This window comes from Streptomyces sp. NPDC032126, assembly GCF_055580085.1.
Map to the genome: position 1 here is coordinate 125,795 of NZ_JBVIMA010000010.1, position 26,154 is coordinate 151,948.

General features: G+C 72.2%; 27 protein-coding genes. 15 read left to right on the top strand and 12 right to left on the bottom strand.

Annotated elements, in window-relative coordinates:
- Window positions 1–127: 127 nt before the first annotated feature.
- From ACZ5NW_RS31785 to ACZ5NW_RS31800, 4 genes are all read left to right on the top strand, one after another.
- A complete protein-coding gene (locus ACZ5NW_RS31785) occupies window positions 128–916 on the top strand; it encodes a peptidoglycan-binding protein (protein WP_468747447.1) in 789 nt (262 codons plus the stop codon).
- Window positions 917–1,166: 250 nt separating this feature from the next.
- Window positions 1,167–3,257, top strand: a complete 2,091-nt coding sequence (locus ACZ5NW_RS31790) for a sensor histidine kinase (protein ID WP_468747448.1) — start codon at window positions 1,167–1,169, stop codon at window positions 3,255–3,257.
- A 67-nt stretch (window positions 3,258–3,324) separates the two neighbouring features.
- On the top strand, window positions 3,325–3,774 hold the full coding sequence (locus ACZ5NW_RS31795) for a carboxymuconolactone decarboxylase family protein (protein ID WP_468747449.1): 450 nt from the start codon (window positions 3,325–3,327) through the stop codon (window positions 3,772–3,774).
- 126 nt (window positions 3,775–3,900) lie between these two features.
- On the top strand, window positions 3,901–5,136 hold the full coding sequence (locus tag ACZ5NW_RS31800; RefSeq protein ID WP_468747450.1) for a phosphodiester glycosidase family protein: 1,236 nt from the start codon (window positions 3,901–3,903) through the stop codon (window positions 5,134–5,136).
- Window positions 5,137–5,168: 32 nt separating this feature from the next.
- On the opposite strand, the gene ACZ5NW_RS31805 is transcribed toward ACZ5NW_RS31800, so the two are convergent.
- The 6 genes from ACZ5NW_RS31805 to ACZ5NW_RS31830 form a co-directional block, all read right to left on the bottom strand.
- Window positions 5,169–5,363, bottom strand: a complete 195-nt coding sequence (locus tag ACZ5NW_RS31805; protein WP_468747451.1) for a hypothetical protein — start codon at window positions 5,361–5,363, stop codon at window positions 5,169–5,171.
- 115 nt (window positions 5,364–5,478) lie between these two features.
- The gene (locus ACZ5NW_RS31810) at window positions 5,479–6,348 is read right to left on the bottom strand and encodes a phosphatidylinositol-specific phospholipase C/glycerophosphodiester phosphodiesterase family protein (protein WP_468747452.1); all 870 of its coding nucleotides are present in this window, start codon (window positions 6,346–6,348) and stop codon (window positions 5,479–5,481) included.
- Between the two features lie 180 nt (window positions 6,349–6,528).
- The gene (locus tag ACZ5NW_RS31815; RefSeq protein WP_468747453.1) at window positions 6,529–7,602 is read right to left on the bottom strand and encodes an acyl-CoA dehydrogenase family protein; all 1,074 of its coding nucleotides are present in this window, start codon (window positions 7,600–7,602) and stop codon (window positions 6,529–6,531) included.
- Window positions 7,599–8,780, bottom strand: coding sequence for an acyl-CoA dehydrogenase family protein (locus tag ACZ5NW_RS31820; RefSeq protein WP_468747454.1), 1,182 nt, complete (start codon window positions 8,778–8,780; stop codon window positions 7,599–7,601). The genes ACZ5NW_RS31815 and ACZ5NW_RS31820 overlap by 4 nt, the downstream gene beginning before the upstream one ends.
- Window positions 8,777–9,748 carry an NADPH:quinone oxidoreductase family protein gene (locus ACZ5NW_RS31825; protein WP_468747455.1) on the bottom strand — a complete coding sequence of 324 codons (972 nt, stop codon included), beginning with the start codon at window positions 9,746–9,748 and terminating at the stop codon, window positions 8,777–8,779. The genes ACZ5NW_RS31820 and ACZ5NW_RS31825 overlap by 4 nt, the downstream gene beginning before the upstream one ends.
- Before the next feature lie 76 nt (window positions 9,749–9,824).
- Window positions 9,825–10,397, bottom strand: a complete 573-nt coding sequence (locus ACZ5NW_RS31830; RefSeq protein ID WP_468747456.1) for a helix-turn-helix domain-containing protein — start codon at window positions 10,395–10,397, stop codon at window positions 9,825–9,827.
- A gap of 124 nt (window positions 10,398–10,521) precedes the next feature.
- Here ACZ5NW_RS31830 and ACZ5NW_RS31835 point away from each other — a divergent pair, with 124 nt between their 5' ends.
- The 4 genes from ACZ5NW_RS31835 (at window position 10,522) to ACZ5NW_RS31850 (ending at window position 14,258) form a co-directional block, all read left to right on the top strand.
- Window positions 10,522–12,060: an ATP-dependent DNA ligase gene (locus ACZ5NW_RS31835; protein WP_468747457.1), complete on the top strand. Its 1,539-nt coding sequence runs from the start codon at window positions 10,522–10,524 to the stop codon at window positions 12,058–12,060.
- Window positions 12,057–12,524 (top strand): NUDIX hydrolase, encoded by a 468-nt coding sequence (locus ACZ5NW_RS31840; RefSeq protein ID WP_468747458.1) that lies wholly within the window; start codon window positions 12,057–12,059, stop codon window positions 12,522–12,524. Before ACZ5NW_RS31835 ends, ACZ5NW_RS31840 begins: the two co-directional genes overlap by 4 nt.
- 76 nt (window positions 12,525–12,600) lie before the next feature.
- Window positions 12,601–13,995: an NADP-dependent succinic semialdehyde dehydrogenase gene (locus tag ACZ5NW_RS31845; protein ID WP_468747459.1), complete on the top strand. Its 1,395-nt coding sequence runs from the start codon at window positions 12,601–12,603 to the stop codon at window positions 13,993–13,995.
- Between the two features lie 26 nt (window positions 13,996–14,021).
- On the top strand, window positions 14,022–14,258 hold the full coding sequence (locus ACZ5NW_RS31850) for a DUF6213 family protein (protein ID WP_468747460.1): 237 nt from the start codon (window positions 14,022–14,024) through the stop codon (window positions 14,256–14,258).
- Window positions 14,259–14,285: 27 nt separating this feature from the next.
- Here ACZ5NW_RS31850 and ACZ5NW_RS31855 read toward each other — a convergent pair whose 3' ends face one another.
- Window positions 14,286–15,512, bottom strand: a complete 1,227-nt coding sequence (locus ACZ5NW_RS31855; protein ID WP_468747461.1) for an acyl-CoA dehydrogenase family protein — start codon at window positions 15,510–15,512, stop codon at window positions 14,286–14,288.
- Between the two features lie 172 nt (window positions 15,513–15,684).
- Between ACZ5NW_RS31855 and ACZ5NW_RS31860 the strand changes: the two genes are divergently transcribed.
- On the top strand, window positions 15,685–16,329 hold the full coding sequence (locus ACZ5NW_RS31860; RefSeq protein ID WP_468747462.1) for a TetR/AcrR family transcriptional regulator: 645 nt from the start codon (window positions 15,685–15,687) through the stop codon (window positions 16,327–16,329).
- 34 nt (window positions 16,330–16,363) lie between these two features.
- Here the strand turns inward: ACZ5NW_RS31860 and def are convergent, their stop codons facing one another.
- Window positions 16,364–16,909 carry a peptide deformylase gene (gene def / locus ACZ5NW_RS31865; protein ID WP_468747463.1) on the bottom strand — a complete coding sequence of 182 codons (546 nt, stop codon included), beginning with the start codon at window positions 16,907–16,909 and terminating at the stop codon, window positions 16,364–16,366.
- 112 nt (window positions 16,910–17,021) lie between these two features.
- Between def and ACZ5NW_RS31870 the strand changes: the two genes are divergently transcribed.
- The 5 genes from ACZ5NW_RS31870 to ACZ5NW_RS31890 all read left to right on the top strand — a co-directional run bounded on the left by ACZ5NW_RS31870 (window position 17,022) and on the right by ACZ5NW_RS31890 (window position 21,542).
- Window positions 17,022–18,260: a DUF1727 domain-containing protein gene (locus ACZ5NW_RS31870; protein WP_468747464.1), complete on the top strand. Its 1,239-nt coding sequence runs from the start codon at window positions 17,022–17,024 to the stop codon at window positions 18,258–18,260.
- A gap of 16 nt (window positions 18,261–18,276) precedes the next feature.
- Window positions 18,277–19,005: a type 1 glutamine amidotransferase gene (locus tag ACZ5NW_RS31875; RefSeq protein WP_468747465.1), complete on the top strand. Its 729-nt coding sequence runs from the start codon at window positions 18,277–18,279 to the stop codon at window positions 19,003–19,005.
- A gap of 216 nt (window positions 19,006–19,221) precedes the next feature.
- Window positions 19,222–20,247 carry a 6-phosphofructokinase gene (locus tag ACZ5NW_RS31880; RefSeq protein WP_468747466.1) on the top strand — a complete coding sequence of 342 codons (1,026 nt, stop codon included), beginning with the start codon at window positions 19,222–19,224 and terminating at the stop codon, window positions 20,245–20,247.
- 105 nt (window positions 20,248–20,352) lie between these two features.
- The gene (locus tag ACZ5NW_RS31885; RefSeq protein ID WP_468747467.1) at window positions 20,353–21,303 is read left to right on the top strand and encodes a cytochrome c oxidase assembly protein; all 951 of its coding nucleotides are present in this window, start codon (window positions 20,353–20,355) and stop codon (window positions 21,301–21,303) included.
- Between the two features lie 68 nt (window positions 21,304–21,371).
- On the top strand, window positions 21,372–21,542 hold the full coding sequence (locus tag ACZ5NW_RS31890; protein WP_468747468.1) for a hypothetical protein: 171 nt from the start codon (window positions 21,372–21,374) through the stop codon (window positions 21,540–21,542).
- 3 nt (window positions 21,543–21,545) lie between these two features.
- Here the strand turns inward: ACZ5NW_RS31890 and ACZ5NW_RS31895 are convergent, their stop codons facing one another.
- Genes ACZ5NW_RS31895 through ACZ5NW_RS31910 form a run of 4 tightly spaced genes read right to left on the bottom strand, consistent with a single transcriptional unit; the run spans window position 21,546 to window position 25,571 of the window.
- Window positions 21,546–22,751, bottom strand: coding sequence for a sensor histidine kinase (locus ACZ5NW_RS31895; protein ID WP_468747469.1), 1,206 nt, complete (start codon window positions 22,749–22,751; stop codon window positions 21,546–21,548).
- The gene (locus ACZ5NW_RS31900; RefSeq protein WP_468747470.1) at window positions 22,748–24,463 is read right to left on the bottom strand and encodes a sodium/solute symporter; all 1,716 of its coding nucleotides are present in this window, start codon (window positions 24,461–24,463) and stop codon (window positions 22,748–22,750) included. Before ACZ5NW_RS31900 ends, ACZ5NW_RS31895 begins: the two co-directional genes overlap by 4 nt.
- Window positions 24,460–24,819 carry a hypothetical protein gene (locus ACZ5NW_RS31905; RefSeq protein ID WP_468747471.1) on the bottom strand — a complete coding sequence of 120 codons (360 nt, stop codon included), beginning with the start codon at window positions 24,817–24,819 and terminating at the stop codon, window positions 24,460–24,462. Before ACZ5NW_RS31905 ends, ACZ5NW_RS31900 begins: the two co-directional genes overlap by 4 nt.
- Before the next feature lie 2 nt (window positions 24,820–24,821).
- Window positions 24,822–25,571 carry a LytR/AlgR family response regulator transcription factor gene (locus ACZ5NW_RS31910; RefSeq protein ID WP_468747472.1) on the bottom strand — a complete coding sequence of 250 codons (750 nt, stop codon included), beginning with the start codon at window positions 25,569–25,571 and terminating at the stop codon, window positions 24,822–24,824.
- A 77-nt stretch (window positions 25,572–25,648) separates the two neighbouring features.
- Between ACZ5NW_RS31910 and ACZ5NW_RS31915 the strand changes: the two genes are divergently transcribed.
- Window positions 25,649–26,140, top strand: coding sequence for an Lrp/AsnC family transcriptional regulator (locus ACZ5NW_RS31915; RefSeq protein ID WP_468747473.1), 492 nt, complete (start codon window positions 25,649–25,651; stop codon window positions 26,138–26,140).
- Window positions 26,141–26,154 lie beyond the last annotated feature (14 nt).

Sequence of the window (26,154 nt, forward strand, 5' to 3'; positions counted from 1 at the left end):
CGAAATGGTTCCAGTATATCGGCGCCGTTGTCGGCCAGCCACCGGAGTGTGATTGCAGGCGCCATCGATCCGGTGGACCGGAAGACTGGGAGACGGTTGGGCCGGTGGCTCGAAAAAGGAGCGACAGGTGTCCGCATTCACCATCGACATGTCGAACCCGTTCCCGTTCCCCGGCAATTTCACGGGTGATCTGGGCGGACCGGGCGTGGGGACGCACGCTTCGGGCGACTGGTACATCCGGTTCGGCATGGATCTCGGCGCCGGCGAAGGCACCGAGGTGCACGCCGCCTTCGAGGGCCATGTCACCGTCTACCATCCGCACAACCCCGCCGCCGACACCGCGAAGGAGTACGGCGCACAGATCTTCATGCGCGCCCTCAACGACCGGATGGGCGGCTTCTACACCCACATCACCGGCGTCCCCGGCGGGCTGACCGACGGCACGAAGGTCTCCCGCGGGGATCTGCTGGGCCGGGTTTACCGGTTCCCGGGCATCGGCCCCCATCTGCACATGGCGCTGGTCGAGATCATCGGCGGCCTGCCCGGAGGGACCTATCAGGGCGTGGACCTGCATCGGATGTTCGTGGCCACGGCGAACACCGGCACGGTCACGCCGGTCACCTTCAACCAGGACGGCTCGCCTCCCGTCCCCGGCGGTGGGGGCGGCGGTGGGGGTGGTGGCGGGGGACCGAGGCTCTTCCAGCTCGGGTCGATCCTCGGCATCCAGGAGGCGCTGGCCGCCCTCGGCTTCGACCCCGGCGTCCTCGACGGAATCGACGGCCCCGTCACCCAGGGCGCCGTCATGGCGTTCCAGGCGAGCCAGGGACTGCCCCCGGACGGCGTGTGCGCGGGCGAGACCCTCGACGTGCTGACGGCGGCCCTGGAGGCCCAGGGATTCGCGACCGACAGCGGCTGACCGGGACGCCCTGGCGACGCGTACAGCCGGTGCTCCTGCGGACCGGCTTAGATGAAACTTGTACTTTTTTGTCGGTACGGCCGTCCCCGACGATCTCCCGGTGCTAGAAAGTGCCCACGACCGCACTTCCCCGCACAGCTCCCGGCCTCCCCCGGCCGCCGATGGGACGACCTTGCCGACCACCCCACCCCCCACGTCCGACGGACCGTCGGACAGACGCCCCCGCAGATCCCTGACCCACGACTGGCGTGTGGGCAGGAAGCTCCGGGCCGTCCTGCTCATCCCCGTGATCGTCGCCCTCGTCCTGGGCGGCATCCGCGTGAAACGCTCCGTCGACACCTGGCGGGCCGCCGACGACGCCGTGCGCGTCGCCGAACTCGTACAGGCCGCCAACAAGTACGCGAGCGACGCCGTCAACGAGCGCGACGTGTCGGTCATCCCGCTGCTGGCGGGCGACCGGAGCGCCGCCGCGATCGTCCAGGCCCGCGCGGTCACCGACGCCGACGCGAAGGCGTTCGACGCGGCGGTGCGGCGCATGCCGTCGACTCCCGGTCTGCTCCGGCGGATCCAGCTGGTACGCGCCGGCGAGCAGCAGCTCCCGGCGGTCCGCGCGAACGCCTTCACGCCCCGGCTGACGGGCGTGCAGACCGAGGAGAGCTACCACTCCGTCCAGCACCCCCTGATGGAGATCTCCAACGAACTCGGCTTCGGCAGCGACAACCAGGCCAGCTTCGGCCGCTCCCTCTACGCCATCTCGCTGACCCAGGCGGCGGAGTCCCTGCTCCGCGCCATCGGCACCCACCTCCTGGTCGAGGACCGCGACCGGCTCACCGCCGGCGAACTGGAGGTCCAGCTCGCGTCGTTCCGCTCGTACGCCTATCTCGAACAGGTCGGGCTCCAGGAGTACGCGGGCGCCGGCACCGCCGAGGACATGACGCGACTGCGCACCGCCCTGACGGCCGCGCAGCAGCGGGGTCGTGAACAGGCGACGCGGGCCGCCGCACAGGCCAGAGCGGCCGGGACGGCGTACGTCGCCCCGCCGGGCCTGGCGGAGATGATCACCGCGATCTCCGCCGGCCGGTCGACCGCCGAACTCGCCGCGGCCGGCATCACCCCCGAGTCGTTCTTCGCCGCCTCCACGCTCTCCTTCGACGCCTACCGCGGCGTCCAGGTCGACCTGACCGACTCGGCGCTCGCGGACGCCCGCGACATCTCCGACAGCGCGCGCCAAGCGGCCCTCACCAATGCCGCACTGGTGCTGGCGGCCGTGCTCACCGCGTTCCTGCTGGCCTCCTGGGTGGCGCGGTCGATGAGCCGGGGCATGCGGCGCCTGAGCGCCTCGGCCATCGAGATCGCCGAACAGCGGCTGCCCGTCGCGATCTCCCGGCTCGCGCAGACGGGACCCGGGACGCCCGACCCGAGGACAGGCCAGGTGGACCCCATCCCGATCACCACGACCGACGAGATCGGCGAGGTCGCCCGCGCCTTCGACCAGGTCCACCGCGAGGCCGTCCGGCTCGCCGCCGAACAGGCCCTGCTGCGCGGCAACATCAACGCGATCTTCACCAACCTCTCGCGCCGCAACCAGTCCCTGATCGAGCGCCAGCTGGCCCTGATCGGCGACCTGGAGGACCACGAGACCGACCCCGACCAGCTGGCGAACCTGTTCAAGCTGGACCACCTCGCGACCCGGGTGCGGCGCAACGGCGAGAACCTCCTGGTGCTCGGCGGCGAGCAGCCCGCCGACCAGTGGAACCGCCCGCTGCCCCTCATCGACGTCGTCCGGGCGGCCTCCTCCGAGGTGGAGCAGTACGAGCGCATCGAGTACTCCGGCGTCCCCGAGGTGGAGATCCACGGCCGGGCGGTGACCGACCTGGTGCACCTGCTGGCCGAACTCCTGGAGAACGCCACGGTGTTCTCCTCGCCGCGCTCCACGGTCCGGGTGACGGCGGCCCGGCTGCCCGACGGACGGATCATGATCGAGATCCATGACGAGGGCATCGGACTGCTGCCCGAGGACTTCGCGATGATCAACCACAAGCTGGCCAATCCGCCGACCGCGGACGCCGATGTCTCTCAGCACATGGGACTGTTCGTGGTCGGCCGGCTCGCCGACCGGCACGGCATCCGGGTCCAGCTGCGCCCGGCCGGCGCCCGGTCGGGCACGACGTCGCTGGTGATGCTGCCCGACACCGTCACGCACCGCTCGCCGCAGTCGGCCGACGTCGACACCCTGACGTTGGCGGCCGTGGGCGCCGCCCTGCCGGAACCGGCGGTGGACGAGGATCCGTTCAGCGCCTACGAGGCGTGGTCGGACCAGGCCTCGACCCCGCCGGCGTGATGCCGGGCCGGCCGGTTCGCGGACCAGGTGCGGCCGGCCCCGGGCCCGGGTGCTTGGATGGTGCACCGTGACGCGACGCATCTTCATCGACAAGCAGAGCCCGAAGGCGTACCACGCCTTGGTCCAGACGTCGGAGGCGGTGCGCGCGACCGCGGCCGACGCGGGCCTGGACCGCATCCTCGTGGAGCTGGTGAACCTGCGGGTGTCGCAGCTCAACGGCTGCGCCTACTGCCTCGACGTGCACACCAAGGCGGCCCTGCGCGGCGGCGAGACGCCCCGGCGGCTGGGCGTGCTGGCCGCTTGGCGGGACACCGACCTGTTCACCCCGCGGGAGCGGGCGGCGCTGGCCCTGGCCGAGGCGACCACGCATCCGGCCGACCACGCCGCCCAGGACACCGCGTACGCCGAGGCCCGCGAGGTCCTCACCGAGGAGCAGATCTCGGCGGTGATCTGGGTGGCCGTCACCATCAACGCCTTCAACCGGGTCTCCGTACTGAGCGGACACCCGGTGCGCTGACCTTCCGTCGGAGATCCACCCGAAGACGTCCTTTTCCTCACCCGTTCTCGTGATGTTCGCGCCGGGCCCCCTGGCAGCCCTCCCCTGAGGTCGTGAGAGAGTTTGCCGACTTCATGAGGGGGGTCAGTGACACACCATCAGAACAGGTGGCCCACCAGGGGCAGAAGGCCCTTTACCGTTCTCACGGCACTCGGCACGCTCGCCGGTGCCGCTCTCGTCGGGGCGGCGCCCGCCGGTGCCGCCGCGACCTGGACCACCGTGGCGTCGGGCGTGGCCTACCGCCAGTACGACCTCCAGGGCGCCGCGGGCGTGACGCACGTCCATGTCCTCAGCGTCGACCTGACGAACAGCCACGTCCGGCTGGGCCTGCTGTATCCGGGCGTGGTGGCCGGCCGGGCACCCGTCTCGCAGCTGGCGAACAGCCAGAAGGCCGTCGGCGGCATCAACGGCGACTTCTTCAACATCAGCGAGGACCAGCACCCCGGCGTCACGGCGACCGGCGCGAGCGTCGGTCCGGCCATCGCCGACGGACTGGTCCTCAAGGGCGCGGTGCCGGACGCCCAGCGCTTCGGGCCGAAGCTGCCGCCCGACACGACCACGAAGGACGTGGTGGGCGTCGGCACCGACGGCAAGGCACGGCTGGACCGTCTGACGCTGGGCGGCTCGGTCATCACACACCACCGGCGGCTGCCCCTGGGCGGGCTCAACCAGTACGCGCTGGCGCAGAACTCCATCGGCGCCTACACCGCGAAGTGGGGCGCCGTCTCCCGTCGGCGGGCGACGTGCGGCACCGACACCGACCGGGCCGCGCCGTGCAGCACGGACACCTACGAGGTGACGATCCGGCGCGGCCGGGTGGTGTCGGCCTCGGCCCCGCCCGGCAGTGGCACCATCACCGCCGACACCACGGTCCTCGTCGGCCGCGAGGCGGGCGCCCAGCGGCTGCGCAAACTGGCCAAGGGTGAGCGGGTGTCGGTGCGGTACGGGCTGTCGTCGGCGAAGCAGGTCGCGTACCGCTTCGCGCTCGGCGGGTACCCGGTGCTGTCCGGGGGGCAGCCGCTCACGGGGCTGGACGGCTCCGTGTCGGCGGTGCGCACGGCCGTGGGCATCACCGGGGGCGGTTCGCGGGTGCTGCTGTTCGCGCTGGACGGCGGGCCGTCCTTCCGCACCGGTCTGACGATCGCCGAGGTCGCCAAGGCCCTGAAGAGCCTGGGCGCGACCGAGGGCTTCAGCCTCGACGGCGGCGGCTCGACCACCCTGGTCGCGCGGCCCTCCGGGGCGACCTCGGTGACGGTGCGCAACCACCCGTCCGGCGGGGTGGAGCGCCCGGTGCCGAACGGCATCGGGGTGTTCACGCGCTAGCGGGGCTCCGACGCCCCGACCGCGCTACGGCCTCACGGCCGAAGACTGCCGACGAGGTCGGCGGTGGCCGTGAGGCCGCTGTGGATGGTGGGGGCCATGCTGGTGCCGGCCAGGAAGAAGCCGAGCAGCAGGCAGACCAGCGCGTGGGAGACCTTCAGTCCGCCGTTGCGCAGGAAGATCACCGCCAGGATCAGCAGCAACAGCACCGCTGAGATGGAAATGGCCATCGCCAACCTCCTCCGCTACGTCCGCTTTCGCGGCGTTCGGCCGCAAGTGTGGCGTAGCGGAGGGTTGGTCCGTGCGGCTGAGCCGTCCGCCGAACGGGTGGTGTCCCCCGGCGGGTCACCCCGACGGGTGGGCGTCCAGGAAGGCCTCCAGACCCGCGAGGTCGTCGGTGTTGAGGTAGTCGACACCGGCGGCGAGGAGTTCGCCCCACAGGGCGTCCCGGGCGGGGCCGGCGAGGTCCGGAGTGGCCCAGAACCGCACCCGCTGTCCGCGGGCGTGCGCGGTGCCGACGATGGTGCGCAGCTTCTGCCGTTCCGCCTCGGGGAAGGGGCCGACGCCGAGCCAGGTGAAGTTCAGCGTCCAGTTGTCGCTGATGAGCGAGATGAACGAGGACGGCGCCGGGGTCGCGGCCACGAGGTCGGCGAGGCGGCCGTCGTAGAAGGCGCGGCGGACGGTCTGGGCCTCCATCGGGACGCGGGCGGCGCGGTCGCCGGAGATGACGGCGGTGACCGGCCCGGGGTGCACTCGGCCGTGGGCGTAGGTGGTGAACAGGTGCTGGTGGCGCCGCAGTTGGCGGTCGAGTTCGAGGTAGGTCGAGGAGCCCTCGGTCTTGATGTCGATGAGCAGCTGCAGGGGCTTGTGGTGACCGCGGTACACGGAGCCGTGGTTGGCCTCGACGCGGGCGGCGAGGGGGGCGAGGTAGAGGGACTCCAGGGTGCGGGTCGGGTCGAGCTCGGATGCCTCGTGGGCGACGAGGAGTTGTCCGTCGACGAGGAAGATGTCGGCCTCGACGCTGCCGAAGCGGTGGTCGAGGGCGTCGAGGAGCGGGCGGGGGTGCAGATAGTCGTTGTGGGCGTGGGCGCGCCACAACGGGCGGGGGCCGCGCTTCTGTCCGTCGGCGAAGGCACTGCCGGCGGGCGGGGCGAGCACTGCCGCGACCGTGGCGCCGAGGGTGGTGAGCGCTCTGCGACGGGTGACGAGGGCCATGGTCTGCCTCCCTGTGGGCGGTTCGGAACCACAGGGAGTATGGGGCGGCGCGACCCCCAACGAACCTGTACATGCCAGGAGTTGGCCGATCCGCCGTCGGGTGTTCACTCCGTCGGCGCGGGAGCACGAGAAAGCCCGCCCCGGGTGGGGCGGGCTTCACCGGATGGCCGTCAGGAGGCGTCAGGGGGCCTGGAGGTCCACCAGGCGGGCCACCGCCGAGCGGTGGGCGCCCGCGGTGCCGTAGGCGAGGGAGTCCGCCTTGGCCCGCTTGAGGTACAGGTGGATCGGGTGCTCCCAGGTCATGCCGATGCCGGCGTGCAACTGGAGCGCCTCCTCGGCGGCGCGCACGGCCACGGGAGCCGCGTAGGCCTGGGCGACGGCGACCGCCACGTCGACGTCCGTGTCGGTGGCCAGCGCGTCGGCCGCGTTGCGGGCGGCGGCGCGGAGGTTGACGACCTCCAGCCACAGCTGGGCGAGCCGGTGCTTGAGCGCCTGGAAGCCGCCGACGGGCCGGTTGAACTGCTTGCGCTCCTTGAGGTAGCGCACGGTCTCGGTCAACGCCCAGTCGGCGAGCCCGAGTTGCTCAGAGGCGAGCAGCCCGGCGGCGGCGCGCAGGGCACGGTCCACGGCGGGGCCGACGTCGCCGACGCGGCGGCCCTCGGCGCCGGTCAGCGTGACGGTGGCCAGGGGGCGGGTCAGATCGAAGGAGGTCTGCGCGGTGACGGTCGCCGCGTCGGCGTCGACCGCGTACAGTCCGCCGTCCTCCGCGGGCACGAGCAGCACATCGGCCGCCGCGGCGTTCGCCACACCGGTCAGCTCCCCGTGCAGACGCCCGCCTTCGCGTCGTACGGCGGGGTAGGCGGAGCCCGGGGCGAGGTGCAGCCCGACCGCCAGGACGCCGATCGTGCGGCCGGAGGCCAGCCGGCCGAGCAGCTCTTCGTCACCGCAGGCCAGCAGCGCCTCCGTGGCCACCACGGCGCTGGTCAGATAGGGCACCGGGGCGACGGCCCGGCCCAGCTCCTCCAGGACGACTGCGGCTTCGCGGTGCGTGGCGCCCTGGCCGCCCAGCTCCTCGGGCACCAGCAGTCCGGCCAGGCCCATGCCGTCGGTGAGGGACTTCCACAGGGCGAGGTCGTGGGGCGCGTCCGACTCGGTGCGCGCGATCACGCCGGGCGCGTCGCAGTGGTCGGTGAGCAGGTCGCGGACGGCGGCCCGCAGCGCCTCTTCCTCCTCGGAGTAGAGAAGATCGGTCATCGGGCCAGGTCCTTCCAGGCGACGTCCTTGTCGGTGCGCGGCTCTGCGGGCAGGCCCAGGACGCGCTCGGCGACGATGTTCAGCAGGACCTCGCTGGTCCCGCCCTCGATGCTGTTGCCCTTGGAGCGCAGATAGCGGTAGCCGGCCTCGCGGCCGGTGAAGTCCACGAGTTCGGGGCGGCGCATGGTCCAGTCGTCGTACAGCAGGCCCTCCTCGCCGAGGAGTTCGACCTCCAGGCCGCTGATCTCCTGGTTGAGGCGGGCGAAGGCGAGCTTCATGCCGGCGCCCTCGGGGCCCGGCTGGCCCAGGGCGAGCTGCTGGCGCAGGCGTTCGCCGGTGAGGCGGGCGACCTCGGCCTCGACCCAGAGCTTGAGGAGGCGCTGGTGGAGGTCGTGGGTGCGCAGTTCGGGGCGTTCGCGCCAGGTCTTCGAGACCGGGCCGATCATGCCGCCCTCGCGGGGCAGCCGCATGCCGCCGATGGCGACGCGCTCGTTGTTCAGCGTGGTCTGGGCGACCCGCCAGCCGTCGCCGACGTCGCCGAGGCGCCGGGTGTCGGGGATGCGGACGCCGGTGAGGAAGACCTCGTTGAACTCGGCCTCGCCGGTGATCTGGCGCAGCGGGCGCACCTCGACACCGGGGTCGGTCATGTCGCAGATGAAGTAGGTGATGCCCTGGTGCTTGGGGACGTCCGGGTCGGTGCGGGCGATGAGGATGGCCCAGCGGGCGACATGGGCGCTGGAGGTCCACACCTTCTGCCCGTTGACGACCCAGTCCTCGCCCTCCCGGACGGCCCGGGTGCCGAGGGCGGCCAGGTCGGATCCGGCGCCCGGCTCGCTGAAGAGCTGGCACCAGACCTCCTCGCCGGTCCACAGCGGCCGCAGATAGCGCCGCTTCTGCTCCTCGGTTCCGTACTTCAGGATGGTCGGGGCGGCCATGCCGAGGCCGATGCCGATGCGGCGCGGGTCGTTGTCGGGCGCGCCCGCGGCCTCCAGTTCGGCGTCCACGACGGCCTGGAGGGAGCGGGGGGCGCCGAGGCCGCCGAGGCCCTCGGGGTAGTGCACCCAGGCGAGTCCGGCGTCGAAGCGGGCGCGCAGGAAGTCCAGGCGGTCGGTCCGCGCGGGCGGGTGGGCGGCCAGCAACTCGGCCGTACGGCGCTGCAGTTCGGCTGCGTCGCTCATGCCGCGCCCTCCAGTCCCGGGACGACGGCGATACGGCCGGTGGTGACGCCATCGGCCACCCGCCGCACGGCGTCCGCGGCGCCGGCGAGCGGCACCCGCTCGCTCACCAGCGGCTTGATGGCGCCGCGCGCGGCGAGTTCGGTGAGCTGCTCGTGGCAGTGCTGGATCAGCTTCGGGTTCTTGGTGTTGTACAGGCCCCAGTGCAGGCCGAGGATCGAGTAGTTCTTCACCAGGGCGTGGTTGAGCGCCGGGCTGGGGATGGTGCCGCTGGCGAAGCCGACGACGAGGATCCGGCCCTCGAAGGCGACGAGCTTGGCGGACTGCGCGTACGCCTGGCCGCCGACCGGGTCGTAGATCACGTCGACGCCGCGGCCGCCGGTGATCTCCTTGACGGTCGCGACGACGTCCTGCGCGCGCCGGTCGACGACGATGTCGCAGCCGAGGTCGCGGGCCACGGCGGCCTTGTCGGCGCCGCCGACGACGCCGATCACGGTGGCTCCGGCGGCCTTGCCGAGCTGGACGGCGGCGCTGCCGACGCCTCCCGAGGCGGCGTGCACGAGCAGCGTCTCGCCGGCCTCCAGCCGGGCCCGGCGGTGCAGCCCGAACCAGCCCGTCTGGTAGCCGATGTGCAGCGCGGCGGCCTCGGCGTCGTCGAGGGCGTCGGGCGCGGGCAGCAGGGCGGCGGTGTCCGCGAGGGCGTATTCGGCGAAGCCGCCGTACGGCAGCGCCGGGTTGCCGATGACCCGGCGGCCGTCCGGGGTCTCGCCGCAGATCTCCAGGCCCGGGGTGAAGGGCAGGGGCGGGGTGATCTGGTACTCGCCCCGGCACAGCATCGCGTCGGGGAAGTTGACGTTGGCGGCGCGCACCTTCAGCAGGACCTGGCCCTCGCCGGGCGTGGGCGGCTCCACCTCCTCGAGCCGCATCACCTCGCTCGGCTCGCCGTTCTCGTGCACCTGCCATGCCTGCATGCGGAGCCTCCAGGAAACTGCGTCGTCCGACCGGGGTCGACCGCATACTAAGCGGTCGCTTGCCGATCAGGGAAGGTCAGCCCCGGGACGGCTTCGCGCGCACATGCATCTTCTCCCCCTGCGGCCCGAACAGACTCAGAAATTCGGCAGGTCCCTCCCCCGTCGACCCGAACCAGTGCGGCACCCGGGTGTCGAACTCGGCCGCCTCCCCCGCCCGCAGCACCACATCGTGCTCGCCCAGCACCACCCGCAGCCGCCCGGCCAGCACATACAGCCACTCATAGCCCTCATGGGTGCGCGGCTCGGGCTCCTCCTGGCGCTGCGGAACCAGCACCTTGAAGGCCTGAAGCCCGCCGGGCTGCCGGGTGAGCGGCCAGTACGTGCGCCCGTGCCTGACGAGAGGCTTGGTGCGCACCCGCGGATCGCCCACCGGCGGCGTCCCGACCAGCTCGTCCAGCGGCACCTGGTGGGCCTGGGCGATCGGCAGCAGCAGTTCCAGGCTGGGCTTGCGCAGGCCGGACTCCAACCGGGACAGGGTGCTGACGGAGATCCCGGTCACCTCGGACAGCGCGGCGAGCGTCACCTCCCGCTCCTTCCGGATCCGGCGCAGCCGGGCGCCCACCTCGGCGAGAACGTCTTCGGTCGTCATGCGGCCATTGCAGGATCGGCAAGTCGGTTTGTCAATCGCGTAGTGCTGGCACGACCGTGTCGGCCTGACCGGGACCGAACGCCGTCCGGGTGTCGTCCCGCCGCGCCCGGTGCACCATGGCTAGATGCTGCTGACCCGGCTCGCCGAGGTGTCCCGGGAGGTCGCCGCCACCTCGGCGCGCTCCCGCAAGATCGCGCTGCTCGCCGAACTGTTCCGGGACGCCGAGGCCGACGACGTGCCGATCGTGATCCCGTATCTGGCGGGCCGGCTCCCCCAGGGCCGGCTGGGCGTCGGCTGGAAGGTCCTCTCCCGGCCGGTCGAACCGGCGGCCGGGCCGACGCTGACCGTGCGCGAGGTGGACGCCCGGCTCACCGCGCTGGGCAAGGTGTCCGGCACCGGCTCGCAGGCCGAACGGGCCCGGATCGTGGGCGAGTTGATGGCCGCCGCCACCGCCGACGAGCAGCGCTTCCTGCTCGGGCTGATCACCGGCGAGGTGCGGCAGGGCGCGCTGGACGCGGTCGCGGTGGAGGGGCTGGCGCAGGCGACCGGGGCGCCGGCCGGGGACGCGCGGCGGGCGGTGATGCTGGCGGGGTCGCTGCAGACGGTGGCACGGGCGCTGCTCGTGGACGGGCCCGGAGCCCTGGAGCGGTTCCGGCTCACCGTCGGCCGACCGGTCCTGCCGATGCTCGCGCACACCGCGTCCTCGGTGGCCGAGGCGGTCGGCAAGCTGGGCGCCTGCGCGGTGGAGGAGAAGCTGGACGGCATCCGCGTCCAGGTGCACCGCGACGGCGACGACGTCCGCCTGTACACCCGCACCCTCGACGACATCACCGACCGGCTGCCCGAACTGACCGCTGCCGCCCTGGAGTTGACGGGCCGTCGGTTCATCCTGGACGGCGAGGTGATCGCCTTCGACGCCGCCGGGCGGCCGCGCTCCTTCCAGGAGACCGCCGGGCGCGTCGGCTCCCGGGTGGATGTGGCGGCGGCCGCCGAGGCGGTCCCCGTCTCCCCCGTCTTCTTCGACGCGCTGTCCGTCGAAGGCGAGGACCTGCTCGACCTGCCGTTCACCGAGCGGCACGCGGCGCTCGCCCGGCTGGTGCCCGAGCCGATGCGGGTGCGCCGGACCGTCGTGGCCGGGCCGCGGGACCTCAACGCGGCGGAGGACTTCCTCGCCGAGACGCTCGGGCGCGGCCACGAGGGAGTCGTCGTCAAGGCCCTCGACGCCCCCTACAGCGCGGGCCGGCGCGGCGCCTCCTGGCTGAAGGTGAAACCCGTGCACACCCTCGACCTGGTGGTCCTGGCCGCCGAGCGGGGCCACGGCCGGCGCACCGGCAAGCTCTCCAACCTGCACCTAGGCGCCCGGCGGGCGGACGGCTCGTACGCCATGCTCGGCAAGACCTTCAAGGGCATGACGGACGCGATGCTGACCTGGCAGACCGAGCGCCTCCAGGAGCTGGCCGTCGAGGACGACGGCTGGGTGGTGACGGTACGCCCGGAACTCGTCGTCGAGATCGCCTACGACGGCCTGCAGCGTTCCTCGCGCTACCCGGCCGGCGTCACCCTGCGCTTCGCCCGTGTCGTGCGCTACCGCGAGGACAAACGCCCGGAGGAGGCCGACACCGTGGAGACCCTGCTGGCCGCGCACCCCGAGGTGACGCCGTGACGACCGGTCGGCGCAGCGCCGGCCTGCTGTTGTTCCGGCACACACAAGACGGGCTGGAGGTGTTGCTGGGCCATATGGGTGGACCGTTCTTCGCGAAGAAGGACGCCGGGGCCTGGACCCTCCCCAAGGGCGAGTACGAGCCCGACGAGCCCGCCTGGGACGCGGCCCGCCGCGAGTTCCGCGAGGAGCTGGGTCTGGAACCCCCGGACGGCGACCCGATCGCGCTCGGGGAGGTCCGGCAGACCGGCGGCAAGACGGTCACCGCCTGGGCGGTGGAGGCGGACCTCGACCCGGCGGCCGTCGTCCCCGGCACCTTCACCCTGGAGTGGCCGCCCCGCTCGGGCCGCCTGCGGGAGTTCCCCGAGGTCGACCGGGTGGCCTGGTTCTCGCTGGAGCGCGCCCGGGCGGTGATCGTCACCGCGCAGAGCGCGTTTCTCGACCGGCTGGCGGAGCACTCGGGCTGAGCGGACGCGCACGCGTTGCGGTCCCCGGCCCCGCGCGGGAAGGTCGAAGCACACGGAGCACTCCAGGAGGTCGGTCATGCCCATCGCGACGGTGAACCCGGCGAACGGCGAGACGCTCAAGACGTACGAGCCCATGGGCGGGGAGGAGCTGGAGCGCCGGCTCCAGCTGGCGGAGGCCACCTTCCGGACGTACCGGACGATGTCCTTCGTGGACCGCGCCCGGCTGCTGATCCAGGCCGCCGGGCTGCTCGACGAGGACCAGGCGGACATCGCCCGGGTGATGACCACGGAGATGGGCAAGCCGATCAAGCAGGCCCGGGCCGAGGCCGCCAAGTGCGCCAAGGCGATGCGCTGGTACGCCGAGCACGCCGAGGCCCTGCTCGCCGACGAGGAGCCGGACGCGGCCGACGTGAAGGACTCCGGCGCCTCCCGGGTGCTGGTGCGCTACCGGCCGCTGGGCCCGGTGCTCGCGGTGATGCCGTGGAACTTCCCGCTGTGGCAGGTGGTGCGCTTCGCCGCGCCCGCGCTCATGGCCGGCAACGTGGGCCTGCTCAAGCACGCCTCGAACGTCCCGCAGACCGCCCTCTACCTGGAGGACCTGTTCCACCGCGCGGGCTACACCGAGGGCTGCTTCCAGACGCTGCTGATCGGCGCGGGCGCGGTCGACGAGATCCTGCGCGACGAACGCGTGAAGGCGGCGACGCTGACGGGCAGCGAGCCCGCCGGCCGGGCCGTCGCCTCCACCGCCGGCGCGATGGTCAAGAAGACGGTGCTGGAGCTGGGCGGCAGCGACCCGTTCGTCGTCATGCCGTCCGCCGACCTCGACAAGGCCGCGCAGGTCGCGGTGAACGCGCGGGTGCAGAACAACGGGCAGTCGTGCATCGCCGCGAAGCGGTTCATCGTTCACTCGGACGTGTACGACGCGTTCGCCGAGCGGTTCGTGGACGGGATGAAGGCGCTGAAGGTCGGCGATCCGCTGGAGGAGGACACCGAGGTCGGGCCGCTCGCCACCGAGCAGGGGCGGGCCGATCTGGAGGAGCTGGTCGACGACGCGACGCGCGGCGGGGCGGCGCTGCTGTGCGGCGGCCACCGGCTGCGCCGGCCCGAGCTGCCCGGCTGGTACTACCCGCCGACGGTGCTCGGCGGGATCACGCGCGGGATGCGGATCCACCGCGAGGAGGCGTTCGGCCCCGTGGCCACGCTCTACCGGGCGCACGACCTCGACGAGGCGGTGCTCATCGCCAACGACTCGCCGTTCGGGCTGAGTTCCAACGTGTGGACGCGCGACGACGCGGAGAAGGACCGGTTCGTCCGGGACATGGAGGCCGGGGGCGTGTACTTCAACGGGATGACGGCGTCCCATCCGGCGTTCCCCTTCGGCGGGGTGAAGGCCTCCGGATACGGGCGTGAGCTGTCCGGGCACGGAATCCGCGAGTTCTGCAACATCACTACCGTTTGGCACGGTGTGTGACGCGTGCGCGGCTACGATCTGCCGTTGTGAACCGCGAAGTGACTCTGCCTCTGATCGTCGATGACCGGGGGGCCTTGCAGGTGGCTGCGGCCGATGTGAGCAGACTGCTCCGCATGGTGGGGGCGCGGTGGGTGCACCTTGTCGAGGCCGGGGAAGAGGGGCTGGACGAGGACACGGTGGCCGCGCTGACCATCGAACTGGCGAAGCTGGCCGACCGCATCGACGTGGCCTGCATCGCCCACAGCAGCGGCGGTACGTCGTAGCGGCACGGCCGGCCCCCCGACCGCGTCCTAACGGATCGGCATCCCAGAGAGCGTCCTGGCGATCACCAGTCGCTGGATCTCACTCGTCCCCTCGAAGATCGTGTAGATCGCCGCGTCCCTGTGCATCCGCTCGACGGGGTACTCCCGCGTGTACCCGTTCCCGCCGAGGATCTGGATCGCCTGTGCCGTCACCTTCTTCGCCGTCTCGCTGGCGAACAGCTTCGACATCGACCCCTCGGCCGCGGTGAACGGCTTGCCGTTGATCGCCATCCAGGAGGCGCGCCAGACCAGCAGCCGGGCCGCGTCGATGGACGTACGCATGTCGGCGAGCTGGAAGGCGACACCCTGGTTGTCGATGATCGGCCGGCCGAACTGCTCACGCGTCGTCGCGTAGTCGAGGGCGACCTCGTACGCGGCCCGGGCGGTGCCCACCGCCATCGCGCCGACCGCCGGACGGCTCGCCTCGAAGGTGGCCATCGCCGCGTTCTTCACGCGCTCCCCGCCCGACTTCGCCCGCTCCCGCGCCCGGGCCAGCCGCTCGTCCAGCTTCTCCTTGCCGCCGAGGAGGCAGGAGCCGGGGACGCGGACGTTGTCGAGGATCACCTCGGCGGTGTGCGAGGCGCGGATGCCGTGCTTCTTGAACTTCTGGCCCTGGGCCAGGCCCGGCGTGCCCGGCGGGACGATGAAGGAGGCGTGGCCCTTGGAGCCCAGCTCCGGGTCGACGACGGCCACCACCACATGGACGTTGGCGATGCCGCCGTTGGTCGCCCAGGTCTTGGTGCCGTTGATCACCCACTCGTCCTTGGCCTCGTCGTACACCGCGCGCGTCCGCATGGAGGCCACGTCGGAGCCGGCGTCGGGCTCGGAGGAGCAGAAGGCCGCCACCTTGACGTCGTTCGCGTCGCCGTACATCTGGGGGATCCAGGTGCCGATCTGCTCCTCGGTGCCGTTGGCGAGGACGCCCACCGCGGCGAGGCCGGTGCCGACGATCGACAGGGCGATGCCCGCGTCGCCCCAGAACAGCTCCTCCATCGCCATCGGGATGCCGAGGCCGGTCGGGTCGAAGTACTGCTGGGCGTAGAAGTCGAGGGAGTAGATGCCGACCTTGGCGGCCTCCTGGATGACCGGCCAGGGAGTCTCCTCACGCTCGTCCCATTCGGCGGCCGCGGGCCGGATGACATCGGCGGCGAAGCCGTGCAGCCAGTCCCGGACCTCCTTCTGTTCGTCGTTGAGCTCCATGGTGAACTCGGCCATGTCCCCTCCAGCGGCGGCGCACATACGTGTTACTAGCGGTAACCCGAGTCTGTTACCCGCGGGTAGGAAAAGTCAACTCCTGATGACAGCTCGGCAGCCCGTTCGATGTCAGGGTGTTGTCAGGTGTTAGTTTGCGCAGGCGTCACCGAATCAGCACGGGTGGGGAGAGCAGATGGACACCACACAGCGGACCGAGCAGCAGCGGTCCGCCGACCGCCGACGGCGCGAGCTGCTGGAGGCCGCGGACCGAGTGGTGCTCCGGGACGGGCCCCAGGCCTCGATGAACGCCATCGCCGCGGAGGCGGGCATCACGAAGCCGATCCTCTACCGCCACTTCGGCGACAAGGGCGGTCTGTACGCCGCCCTCGCCAAGCGGCACACGGACGCGCTCCTCGACTCCCTGCGGGCGGCGCTGGACGCGCCCGCCGAGCGGCGCGAGCGGGTCGAGGCCACCCTCGACACCTACCTCGCCGCCATCGAGGCCCGTCCCCAGGTCTACCGGTTCCTCATGCATCCGGCGGAGGGGTCCCAGAGCGGGGACCAGGGCTTCGACACCGGCAAGCACTCCGCTCCCCTGCTGCGGCGGATGGGTGAGGAGCTGGCCACAGTCATCGAGGAGCGGCTGGATCTCGGGCCGGGGTCCCAGCAGCTCGCCCGGGTGTGGGGGCACGGGATCGTCGGGATGATGCACGCGGCCGGGGACTGGTGGCTCGGGGAGCGGCCCTGCACGCGGGCCGAGCTGGTGCGGAGCCTGGCGGATCTGTTGTGGGGGCGTCTCGCGGCGGCCGGGGACAGGATCGGCGGCCCCGGATTCTGAGGCCCGTCCCGGCCGGGTCAGGGCCGGACAGGCCCTAGTCCGCCCGGTGCCACGAGGCGCGCGTCACCTGACGCATCAGCCTGCCGTGGCGCCAGCCCGTCACCCGGTCCGCGTAGACCGTTCCCCCCAGGTGGTCCGTCTCGTGCTGCAGACATCTGGCGAAGAAGCCCGTGCCGTGCACGGTGATCGGGGTGCCCGTCGCCGTGAAGCCCTCGACCACGGCATGGTCGTAGCGTTCCGTGCCCGCTTCCAGGCCCGGCAGGGACAGACAGCCCTCCGGGCCGCGGATCACCACGCCGTCCGTTTCGACCAGTTTCGGGTTCACGACGTGGCCCACATGGCGGACGTCCTCGTCGTCGGGGCAGTCGTAGACGAACACGCGCAGGGACTCCCCCACCTGGTTCGCGGCGAGGCCGACCCCCTGGGCCGCGTACATCGTCGCGAACAAATCCTCCACAAGTGCGGCCAGTTCCGGGCCGAAGTCCGTGACATCCTGGCAGGGCTCGTGCAGCACCGGGTTGCCGAGCAGGGTGAGGGGCCGGACGCGCCCGCGGGCGCCCGGGATCGAGCCGTGTCGCATGGCCGCAAGGGTACGGCGATTCGGGAGTGTGAATGGATCTCGATAGGCTGACCACCAACCACGTTGCCGTCAGGCAGAGGCGCGGCGCGTACGCAAGGAGGATCGAGAACTGATGGCAGGCAACTCGGACCCGCTCACGCCGCGGGCCAAGCTGGCCGTGACCGCGGGCAAGGCGGTCGCTGCGGCATCCCGCGCCGCCGGACGCGGCAGCGGGTCGGTGATCGGTGGCCGGGTGGCGCTCAAGCTCGACCCCGACCTTCTCGCCCGGCTCGCCCAGAACCTGGATGTGGTCCTGGTCTCGGCGACCAACGGCAAGACCACCACCACCCGGCTCATCGCGGAGGCGCTGCGCGCCGCCGGGCCTGTCGTCTCCAACGCGCTCGGCGCCAACATGCCGGCCGGCATCACCTCGGCCCTCGCGGGCGGCTCGGAGGCCCGGTACGGCGTCATCGAGGTCGACGAGAAGTACCTCGCCGGCGTGGCCCGGGACACCGACCCGAAGTGCATCGCGCTGCTCAACCTCTCCCGCGACCAGCTCGACCGCGCCGCCGAGACCCGGATGCTCGCCGAGAACTGGCGCGAGGGACTGGCCGGCTCCAAGGCCGTCGTCGTCGCCAACGCCGACGACCCGCTGGTCGTCTGGGCCGCCTCCTCGTCGCCGAACGTGATCTGGGTCGCCGCCGGCCAGATGTGGAAGGACGACGCCTGGTCCTGCCCGTCCTGCGGCGGTGTGATGCAGCGGCCCGGCGACGACTGGTTCTGCGGCGACTGCGGCTTCCGCCGTCCCACGCCGAGCTGGGCGCTCTCCGGCGACCACGTCCTCGACCCGCACGGCTCCGCCTGGCCGATCCATCTGCAGCTGCCCGGCCGCGCCAACAAGGCCAACGCGGCCTCCTCGGCCGCCGTCGCCGCCGTCTTCGGCGTGCCCCCGCAGGTCGCCCTGGAGCGCATGTACCAGGTGCAGGCCGTCGCCGGCCGCTACGACGTCGTCCAGTTCCAGCAGCGCGACCTGCGGCTGCTGCTCGCGAAGAACCCCGCGGGCTGGCTCGAAACGTTCAGCCTGATCGATCCGCCGCCCACCCCGGTGATCCTCTCCGTCAACGCCCGCGGCGCCGACGGCACCGACACCTCCTGGCTGTGGGACGTCGACTACACGCGCCTGACCGGCCACCCGATCTTCGTCATCGGCGACCGGAAGCTGGACCTCGCGGTGCGTCTGGAGGTCGCGAACCAGCACTTCCAGGTGTGCGAGAACGTCGACCAGGCCGTGCAGCTGGCCCCGCCCGGCCGGATCGAGGTCATCGCGAACTACACCGCCTTCCAGGACCTGCGCCGCCGCGTCGGCAACTGAGACACAGGGGACTTTTGTGAGCGACAACAGCCTGCGGGTCGTCTGGGTCTACCCGGACCTGCTCAGCACCTACGGCGACCAGGGCAACGTGCTGGTCGTGGAACGCCGGGCGCGGCAGCGCGGCCTCGACGTGGCCCGCCTCGACGTGCGCAGCGACCAGCCCATCCCGACCTCCGGCGACATCTACCTCATCGGCGGCGGCGAGGACCGGCCGCAGCGGCTCGCCGCCGAGCGGCTGCGCCGCGACGGGCACCTCTACCAGGCGGTCAACAACGGCGCGATCGTCTTCGCGGTGTGCGCCGGCTACCAGATCCTGGGCCATGAGTTCGTCAACGACCTCGGCCAGCGCGAGCCGGGCCTCGGTCTGCTCGACGTCACCACCGTGCGCGGCGAGGGCGAGCGGTGCGTCGGCGACGTCCTCGCCGACATCGACCCGCGCCTGGGCCTGCCCCAGCTGACCGGCTTCGAGAACCACCAGGGCGTCACCCACCTCGGCCCCACCGCCCGCCCCCTCGCCCGGACCCGCATGGGCAAGGGCAACGGCACGGGCGACGGCACCGAGGGCGCGTACAACGACACGGTCTTCGGTACGTACATGCACGGGCCGGTGCTCGCCCGCAACCCGCAGATCGCCGACCTGCTGCTGAAGCTGGCGCTCGACGTGAACGCCCTGCCGCCCACCGACGACCGCTGGTACGAGGCGCTGCGCGCCGAGCGGATCTCGGCCGCCCAGCAGCCCGCCTGACCGCTGCGCCCGACCCGGACCGACCTGCGCGTTCACCTGATTTTCAGGGCACCGTCAGCAGCCCGTCTGACGGTGCGTCCGCACAGGTGAGCAGGTCCGTCCAGCAGGCGGACGCACAGTGCTCACCGGGCCACTCCTGCCGCTAGGGTGGCGGGGATTCATGCCGGACAGCGCGGTCCGGTCCCCGTGCCCACGTTGAGAAGGTTGTTTCGGGCTATGCGCATTGGTGTCCTCACGTCCGGCGGCGACTGCCCCGGCCTGAACGCCGTCATCCGGTCCGTCGTGCACCGTGCCGTCGTCGACCACGGCGACGAGGTCATCGGCTTCCGGGACGGTTGGAAGGGCCTCCTGGAGTGCGACTACCTCAAACTCGACCTCGACGCGGTGGGCGGCATCCTCGCCCGCGGCGGCACCATCCTCGGCTCCTCCCGGGTCCAGCCCTCCCATCTCGTCGACGGGGTGGAGCGGGCCCGCGGCCATGTCGAGGAGCTCGGCCTCGACGCGATCATCCCGATCGGCGGTGAGGGCACGCTGAAGGCCGCCCGACTGCTGTCGGACGCCGGTCTACCCATCGTGGGCGTGCCGAAGACCATCGACAACGACATCGCGGTCACCGACGTCACCTTCGGCTTCGACACGGCCGTGGGCGTCGCCACCGAGGCGCTCGACCGGCTGAAGACCACCGCCGAGTCCCATCAGCGGGTGCTGGTCGTGGAGGTCATGGGGCGTCACACGGGCTGGATAGCGCTGCACTCCGGGATGGCGGCCGGCGCCCACGCCGTCGTGGTCCCCGAGCGGCCCTTCGACATCGACGAGCTGACCCGGCGGGTCGGCGAGCGGTTCGAGGCGGGCAAGCGGTTCGCGATCGTCGTCGCCGCGGAGGGAGCCAAGCCGAAGGCCGGCACCATGGCGTTCGACGAGGGCGGCAAGGACATCTACGGCCACGAGCGGTTCGCCGGGATCGCCCGTCAGCTGTCCGTCGAGCTGGAGAACCGGCTCGGGAAGGAAGCGCGGCCGGTGATCCTCGGGCATGTGCAGCGGGGCGGTACTCCGACCGCCTACGACCGGGTGCTGGCCACGCGGTTCGGCTGGCACGCGGTGGAGGCCGTGCACCGGGGCGAGTTCGGGATGATGACGGCGCTGCGGGGCACGGACATCGTGATGGTGTCGCTGGCCGAGGCCGTGGAGACGCTGAAGACCGTGCCGGCCGAGCGGTACGCCGAGGCGGAGTGCGTGCTCTAGTCGTCCGGCGAGAACGCGACTGCCCCCAGTGACGAGTGTCGCCGGGGGCAGTTCTAGTCTTGTGCGGACAGACCTTGCCCAACCGCACGAAACAGGAGCCGTCCGATGGATCACAGCGGGCACGGCATGACCATGGATCTGCCGCCGTTCACGCTGGGGCGGGGGCTTCAGTGGTCGGCGGATCCCTTCTTTCTCGTCGCCTGCCTGCTGGGGCTCGGGCTGTACGCGTGGGGGGTCGTGCGGCTGCGGCGGCGCGGGGACTCCTGGCCCGTGGGGCGGACCCTCGCCTTCGTCGCCGGGGTGCTGAGCGTCGGCCTCGTGATGTGCACCGGGCTGAACGACTACGGCATGGTCATGTTCAGCGTGCACATGGTGCAGCACATGATCATCAGCATGCTGTCGCCCATCCTCGTCCTGCTCGGCGCCCCGGTCACCCTGGCGCTGCGCGCGCTGCCCGTCGCCGGCCAGGGCCGCAAGGGGCCGCGTGAGCTGCTGCTGATGCTGCTGCACAGCTGGTACATGCGGATCGTCACGCATCCGGCCTTCACGATCCCGCTGTTCATCGCCAGCCTGTACGCGCTGTACTTCACGCCGCTGTTCGACTTCCTGATGGGGTCGAAGACCGGCCACATCGTGATGATGGTGCACTTCTTCGCCGTCGGCATGGTGTTCTTCTGGCCGATCATGGGCGTGGACCCCGGACCGCACCGGCCCGGCTATCTGATGCGGATGCTGGAGCTGTTCGCCGGCATGCCGTTCCACGCGTTCTTCGGCATCGCGCTGATGATGGCGTCCGCCCCGATGGTGGAGACCTTCGAGCATCCGCCCGCGTCACTGGGCATCGACGCGCTGTCCGACCAGAGCGCGGCCGGCGGTATCGCCTGGGCGTTCAGCGAGGTTCCGTCCGTGCTGGTGCTGCTCGCCCTGCTGTTCCAGTGGTACGGCTCCGAGCAGCGGCAGGCCCGCCGCAAGGACCGGGCCGCCGACCGCGACGGCGACAAGGAGCTGGAGGCCTACAACGCATATCTGGCCTCCTTGAACGCACGCGGGCGCTGATCGGCTCGCGCCGGGGCACCATGGAGGGGGACGCACCCTGAGGAGGGTGTCCTGAGGAGGGTGCCGCGATGCCCGGTTCGACGGACAGTTCCACACGGACGATGGGGGCGCTCACCGTAGGCGGTCTCGTCGTGGTGACCGCCTACACGGTGGCGCTCGGCAGCAACGGCTGGCTGTGGTTCGGCTGGGTCGTGCTGGGGCTGATCACCCTCGCGATGATCGTGCTGCGCGGCACCTGAGCCTCAGCCCGGCGCGAGCCGGCCCGCCGAGTGCACCCCCGGCTGGTACTTCGGCAGCCGGGCGGTGATCTTCATGCCCGCCCCGGGGGCGGTCTCGATGACGAGCCCGTGGTCGTCGCCGTACACCTGGCGGAGCCGGTCGTCGACGTTGGACAGCCCGATGCCGCCGGAGGGGCCGACGTCCCCGGCGAGGATGCGGCGCAGCAGGGCGGGATCCATGCCGACGCCGTCGTCCTCGATGGTGACGACCGCCTCGGCGCCGGCGTCCCGCGCGGTGATCTCGATGTGGCACATGTCGGCCTTGCCCTCCAGGCCGTGCTTGACGGCGTTCTCGACGAGGGGCTGCAGACACAGGAACGGCAGGGCCACCGGCAGGACCTCCGGGGCTATCTGGAGGGTGACGGCGAGGCGGTCGCCGAAGCGGGCCCGCACCAGCGCCAGGTAGTGGTCGATGGCGTGGAGCTCGTCGGCCAGGGTGGTGAAGTCGCCGTGCCGGCGGAACGAGTAGCGGGTGAAGTCGGCGAATTCCAGGAGGAGTTCTCGGGCGCGCTCGGGGTCGGTGCGGACGAACGAGGCGATCACCGCGAGCGAGTTGAAGATGAAGTGCGGGGAGATCTGGGCCCGCAGCGCCTTGATCTCGGCCTCGATGAGCCGGGTGCGGGAGTCGTCGAGGTCGGCGAGCTCCAGCTGGACCGACACCCAGCGGGCGACCTCGCCGGCGGCCCGGACGAGGACGGCGGACTCGCGGGGCGCGCAGGCGACCAGGGCGCCGTGGACCCGGTCGTCCACGGTGAGCGGGGCGACCACGGCCCAGCGGACCGGGCAGTCGGGTGAGGCGCAGCTCAGCGGGAACGCCTCGCCGCGGCCGCTGTCCAGGGCGCCCGCCAGCTTCGCCATGGTCTCCGCGCGATGGTGGGCGCCCACCCCGTCCCAGGCCAGGACGCCCTGGTCGTCGGTGAGACAGAGGGCGTCGGTGCCGAGCAGGGAGCGCAGCGGGCGGGCCGACTTGCGGGCGGTCTCCTCCGTCAGTCCCGCGCGGAGCGGGGGTGCGGCGAGGGAGGCGGTGTGCAGGGTCTGGAAGGTGGCGTGCTCGACCGGTGTGCCGAGTCCGCCGAGGCTCCGGGGGCGCGCGGTGCGGCGGCCGAGCCAGAATCCGGCCGCGAGGAGGGGCAGGACGGCGACCAGGAGCCCCGCGAGGAAGCCGCTCACGCCTTCACCTCCGTCGCCCGCAGCTGCTCCGGCAGGTGGAAGAGGGCGAGGATCGCCGCCGTGCCCGGGGGGACGCGGCCCGGCGTGGCGAGGGACACCAGGATCATGGTGAGGAAGCCCAGCGGGACCGACCACAGCGCGGGCCAGGCCAGCAGGGCGTGCAGGGAGCCGGTGCCGGGCAGGCCCGCCATGGTCGCGGTGACGGCCACGAAGGCCGCGCCGCCGCCCACCACCATGCCGGCCGCCGCGCCGGGCGGGGTGAGCCGGCGCCACCAGATGCCGAGGACCAGCAGCGGGCAGAAGGAGGACGCCGACACCGCGAAGGCGAGACCGACCGCGTCGGCCACGGGCAGCCCGCCGACCAGCACGCTCGCCGCGAGGGGCACCGCCATGGCGATCCCGGTGCCCAGCCGGAAGTGTCGGACGCCGCGGGTGGGCAGCACGTCCTGGGCGAGGACGCCCGCGACGGCCATGGTCAGGCCGGACGCCGTGGACAGGAAGGCCGCGAAGGCGCCGCCCGCCACGAGCGCGCCGAGCAGGTCGCCGCCGAGGCCGCCGATCATCCGGTCGGGCAGCAGCAGGACGGCCGCGTCGGCGTCGCCGGTGAGGGCGAGCTCGGGGGCGTAGAGGCGGCCGAGGGCGCCGTAGAGGGGCGGCAGGAGGTAGAAGGCGCCGATGAGGGCGAGCACGGCGACGGTCGTGCGGCGAGCGGCGACGCCGTGCGGGCTGGTGTAGAAGCGGACGACGACGTGCGGCAGGCCCATGGTGCCGAGGAAGGTGGCGAGGATCAGCCCGTACGTGGCGTACAGCGGGCGCTCCTCGCGGCCGGCCGTGAGGGAGGTGGACATGCCGCCGTTGCTGCCGCGCTCGGCGACGGGGACGGCGGTGCCCGGGGCGAAGGTGAGGCGGGCGCCGCGCTCGATGTGATGGGTGCCGGCGGGCAGTTCGAGTTCGGCGTCGTCGTGCCGGCGGCCGTCGACCGTGCCGGTGACGGTCGCTGTCAGGGGCCGGTCGAGCCGGAGGTCGAGGGTGTCGTCGACGCGGACGATCCGCTGCTCGCGGAAGGCGGCCGGCTCCTCGAAGGCGTGCCGGGGTGCCCCGTCGCCCTGCCAGGCGAGGGCGAGGAAGAGGGCGGGCACGAGGAGGGCGGTGAGCTTCAGCCAGTACTGGAAAGCCTGGACGAAGGTGATGCTGCGCATGCCGCCGGCCGCCACGGTCGCGGTGACGACGAGGGCCACGATGACGCCGCCGAGGGAGTCGGGCGCTCCGGTGAGGACGGTGAGCGTCAGTCCCGCGCCCTGGAGCTGGGGCAGCAGGTAGAGCCAGCCGACGCCGACGACGAAGGCCCCGGCGAGCCGTCGTACGGGCCGGGAGCCGAGCCGGGCCTCGGCGAAGTCGGGGAGGGTGTAGGCGCCGGAGCGGCGCAGGGGCGCGGCGACGAAGAGGAGCAGGACGAGGTATCCGGCGGTGTAGCCGACGGGGTACCAGAGCATGTCGGCGCCCTGGACGAGGACGAGGCCGGCGATGCCGAGGAAGGAGGCGGCGGAGAGGTACTCGCCGCTGATGGCGGCCGCGTTCAGCCGGGGGCCGACGGTGCGGGAGGCGACGTAGAAGTCGGAGGTGGTGCGGGAGACGCGCAGGCCGAACGCGCCGACGAGGACGGTGGCGACCACCACGAGCGCGACGGCCAAGACCGCGTAACCGGAGTTCATCGGTCCTCGACGAGGCGCACGAAGTCCCTCTCGTTGCGTTCCGCGCGGCGGACGTACCAGCGGGCGAGCAGGACGAGGGGCGCGTAGAGGCCGAAGCCGAGGATCGCCCATTCCAGGCGGCGGGCGGCCGGCATCGCGGCGAACAGGAGCGGCAGGGGTCCGATGAGCAGGGCGAGGACGGCGAAGCCGGTGAGTCCGGCGCGCAGTTGGGAGCGCATGAGGGAGCGGACGTAGGTGTGGCCGAGGGTGGTCTGTTCGTCGATCTCGGTGCGGGGGCGGTAGTAGCCGAGGGCGCGGCGGCCGCGCCGGGGCGGGCCGGTGACGACGACACGGCGTTCGGCAGGGTCCTGAGGCACCGTCAGGTCCTCCTCATCAGCAGGTCCCGCAGTTCGCGGGCGTGGCGCCGGCTGACCTGGAGTTCCTCGCCGCCCACGACGACGCCGACGGTGCCGGCGCCGAGGCGGAGTTCGCCCACGTGGCGCAGGGCGACGAGGTGGCGGCGGTGGATGCGGACGAAGCCGCGGGCGCGCCAGCGCTCCTCCAGGGCGGACAGGGGGATCCGGACGAGATGGCTGCCCTTGTCGGTGTGGAGTCGGGCGTAGTCGCCCTGGGCCTCGACGTGGGTGATGTCGTCGACGGGGACGAAGCGGGTCACGCCGCCGAGTTCGACGGGTATGTGGTCGGGGTCGGGTTCGTGCACGGGGATGCGCGGGGCGGTGTCGCGCAGGGCCGCGGCGCGGCGTACGGCCTCGGCGAGGCGCTCCTTGCGGACCGGTTTCAGGACGTAGTCGACGGCCTTGAGGTCGAAGGCCTGGACGGCGAAGTCCTCGTGGGCGGTGACGAACACGACGAGCGGCGGCCGGGCGAAGCCGGTGAGCAGCCGGGCGAGATCCAGCCCGTCGAGGCCGGGCATCTGGATGTCGAGGAAGACCACGTCGAGGGCGTCGGGGCCGTCCGGGCCGGACGCCAGGGCGCGGTTGATGCGGCGCAGCGCCTCGGTCGCGTCCCCGGCGCCCTCGACGCCGGCGATCCGCGGGTCCGCGTTCAGCAGATAGAGGAGTTCCTCCAGCGAGGGCCGTTCGTCGTCGACGGCGAGGGCGCGCAACATGAAGCTGGAGTGTAGGAGCATTCCGTACCGGTGCACATGTGCCCTGCGTGGACATTGCCGCTGGATACAGTGCCTGCATGAGCAGTACTCCGGGTCCGTTCGACGAGCTCGACCGGAAGATCATCACCGCGCTGATGGCGAACGCCAGGACGAGTTTCGCCGAGATCGGCACGGCGATCGGGCTGTCGTCGACGGCCGTGAAGCGGCGGGTGGACCGACTGCGGGACAGCGGTGTGATCACCGGGTTCACGGCGACGGTGAAGCCGTCGGCGCTGGGCTGGCGCACCGAGGCCTATGTCGAGGTGTACTGCGAGGGCGCGGCCCCGCCGCGGCGGCTGGCGGAGGTGGTGCGCAACCATCCGGAGATCACCGCGGCGATGACGGTGACCGGCGGCGCGGACGCTCTGCTGCATGTGCGGGCGCGGGACGTGGAGCATTTCGAGGAGGTGCTGGAGCGGATCCGCGCCGAGCCGTTCATCCGGAAGACGATCAGTGTGATGGTGCTGTCCCATCTGCTGCCGGAGAGCCCGGAGGCCGGCGCCAGTCAGCCCGCACCAGACGTGCGTTGAGGACGATCAAGACG

Coding starts and splice junctions, on each gene's coding strand:
- ACZ5NW_RS31805 (WP_468747451.1), bottom strand. CDS start 5,363: ATGGCCATTTCCATCTCAGCGGTGCTGTTGCTGCTGATCCTGGCGGTG.
- ACZ5NW_RS31910 (WP_468747472.1), bottom strand. CDS start 25,571: ATGTTGCGCGCCCTCGCCGTCGACGACGAACGGCCCTCGCTGGAGGAA.
- ACZ5NW_RS31845 (WP_468747459.1), top strand. CDS start 12,601: ATGCCCATCGCGACGGTGAACCCGGCGAACGGCGAGACGCTCAAGACG.
- ACZ5NW_RS31890 (WP_468747468.1), top strand. CDS start 21,372: ATGCCCGGTTCGACGGACAGTTCCACACGGACGATGGGGGCGCTCACC.
- ACZ5NW_RS31870 (WP_468747464.1), top strand. CDS start 17,022: ATGGCAGGCAACTCGGACCCGCTCACGCCGCGGGCCAAGCTGGCCGTG.
- ACZ5NW_RS31880 (WP_468747466.1), top strand. CDS start 19,222: ATGCGCATTGGTGTCCTCACGTCCGGCGGCGACTGCCCCGGCCTGAAC.
- ACZ5NW_RS31810 (WP_468747452.1), bottom strand. CDS start 6,348: ATGGCCCTCGTCACCCGTCGCAGAGCGCTCACCACCCTCGGCGCCACG.
- ACZ5NW_RS31860 (WP_468747462.1), top strand. CDS start 15,685: ATGGACACCACACAGCGGACCGAGCAGCAGCGGTCCGCCGACCGCCGA.
- def (WP_468747463.1), bottom strand. CDS start 16,909: ATGCGACACGGCTCGATCCCGGGCGCCCGCGGGCGCGTCCGGCCCCTC.
- ACZ5NW_RS31815 (WP_468747453.1), bottom strand. CDS start 7,602: ATGACCGATCTTCTCTACTCCGAGGAGGAAGAGGCGCTGCGGGCCGCC.
- ACZ5NW_RS31825 (WP_468747455.1), bottom strand. CDS start 9,748: ATGCAGGCATGGCAGGTGCACGAGAACGGCGAGCCGAGCGAGGTGATG.
- ACZ5NW_RS31855 (WP_468747461.1), bottom strand. CDS start 15,512: ATGGCCGAGTTCACCATGGAGCTCAACGACGAACAGAAGGAGGTCCGG.
- ACZ5NW_RS31820 (WP_468747454.1), bottom strand. CDS start 8,780: ATGAGCGACGCAGCCGAACTGCAGCGCCGTACGGCCGAGTTGCTGGCC.
- ACZ5NW_RS31885 (WP_468747467.1), top strand. CDS start 20,353: ATGGATCACAGCGGGCACGGCATGACCATGGATCTGCCGCCGTTCACG.
- ACZ5NW_RS31915 (WP_468747473.1), top strand. CDS start 25,649: ATGAGCAGTACTCCGGGTCCGTTCGACGAGCTCGACCGGAAGATCATC.
- ACZ5NW_RS31835 (WP_468747457.1), top strand. CDS start 10,522: ATGCTGCTGACCCGGCTCGCCGAGGTGTCCCGGGAGGTCGCCGCCACC.
- ACZ5NW_RS31830 (WP_468747456.1), bottom strand. CDS start 10,397: ATGACGACCGAAGACGTTCTCGCCGAGGTGGGCGCCCGGCTGCGCCGG.
- ACZ5NW_RS31900 (WP_468747470.1), bottom strand. CDS start 24,463: ATGAACTCCGGTTACGCGGTCTTGGCCGTCGCGCTCGTGGTGGTCGCC.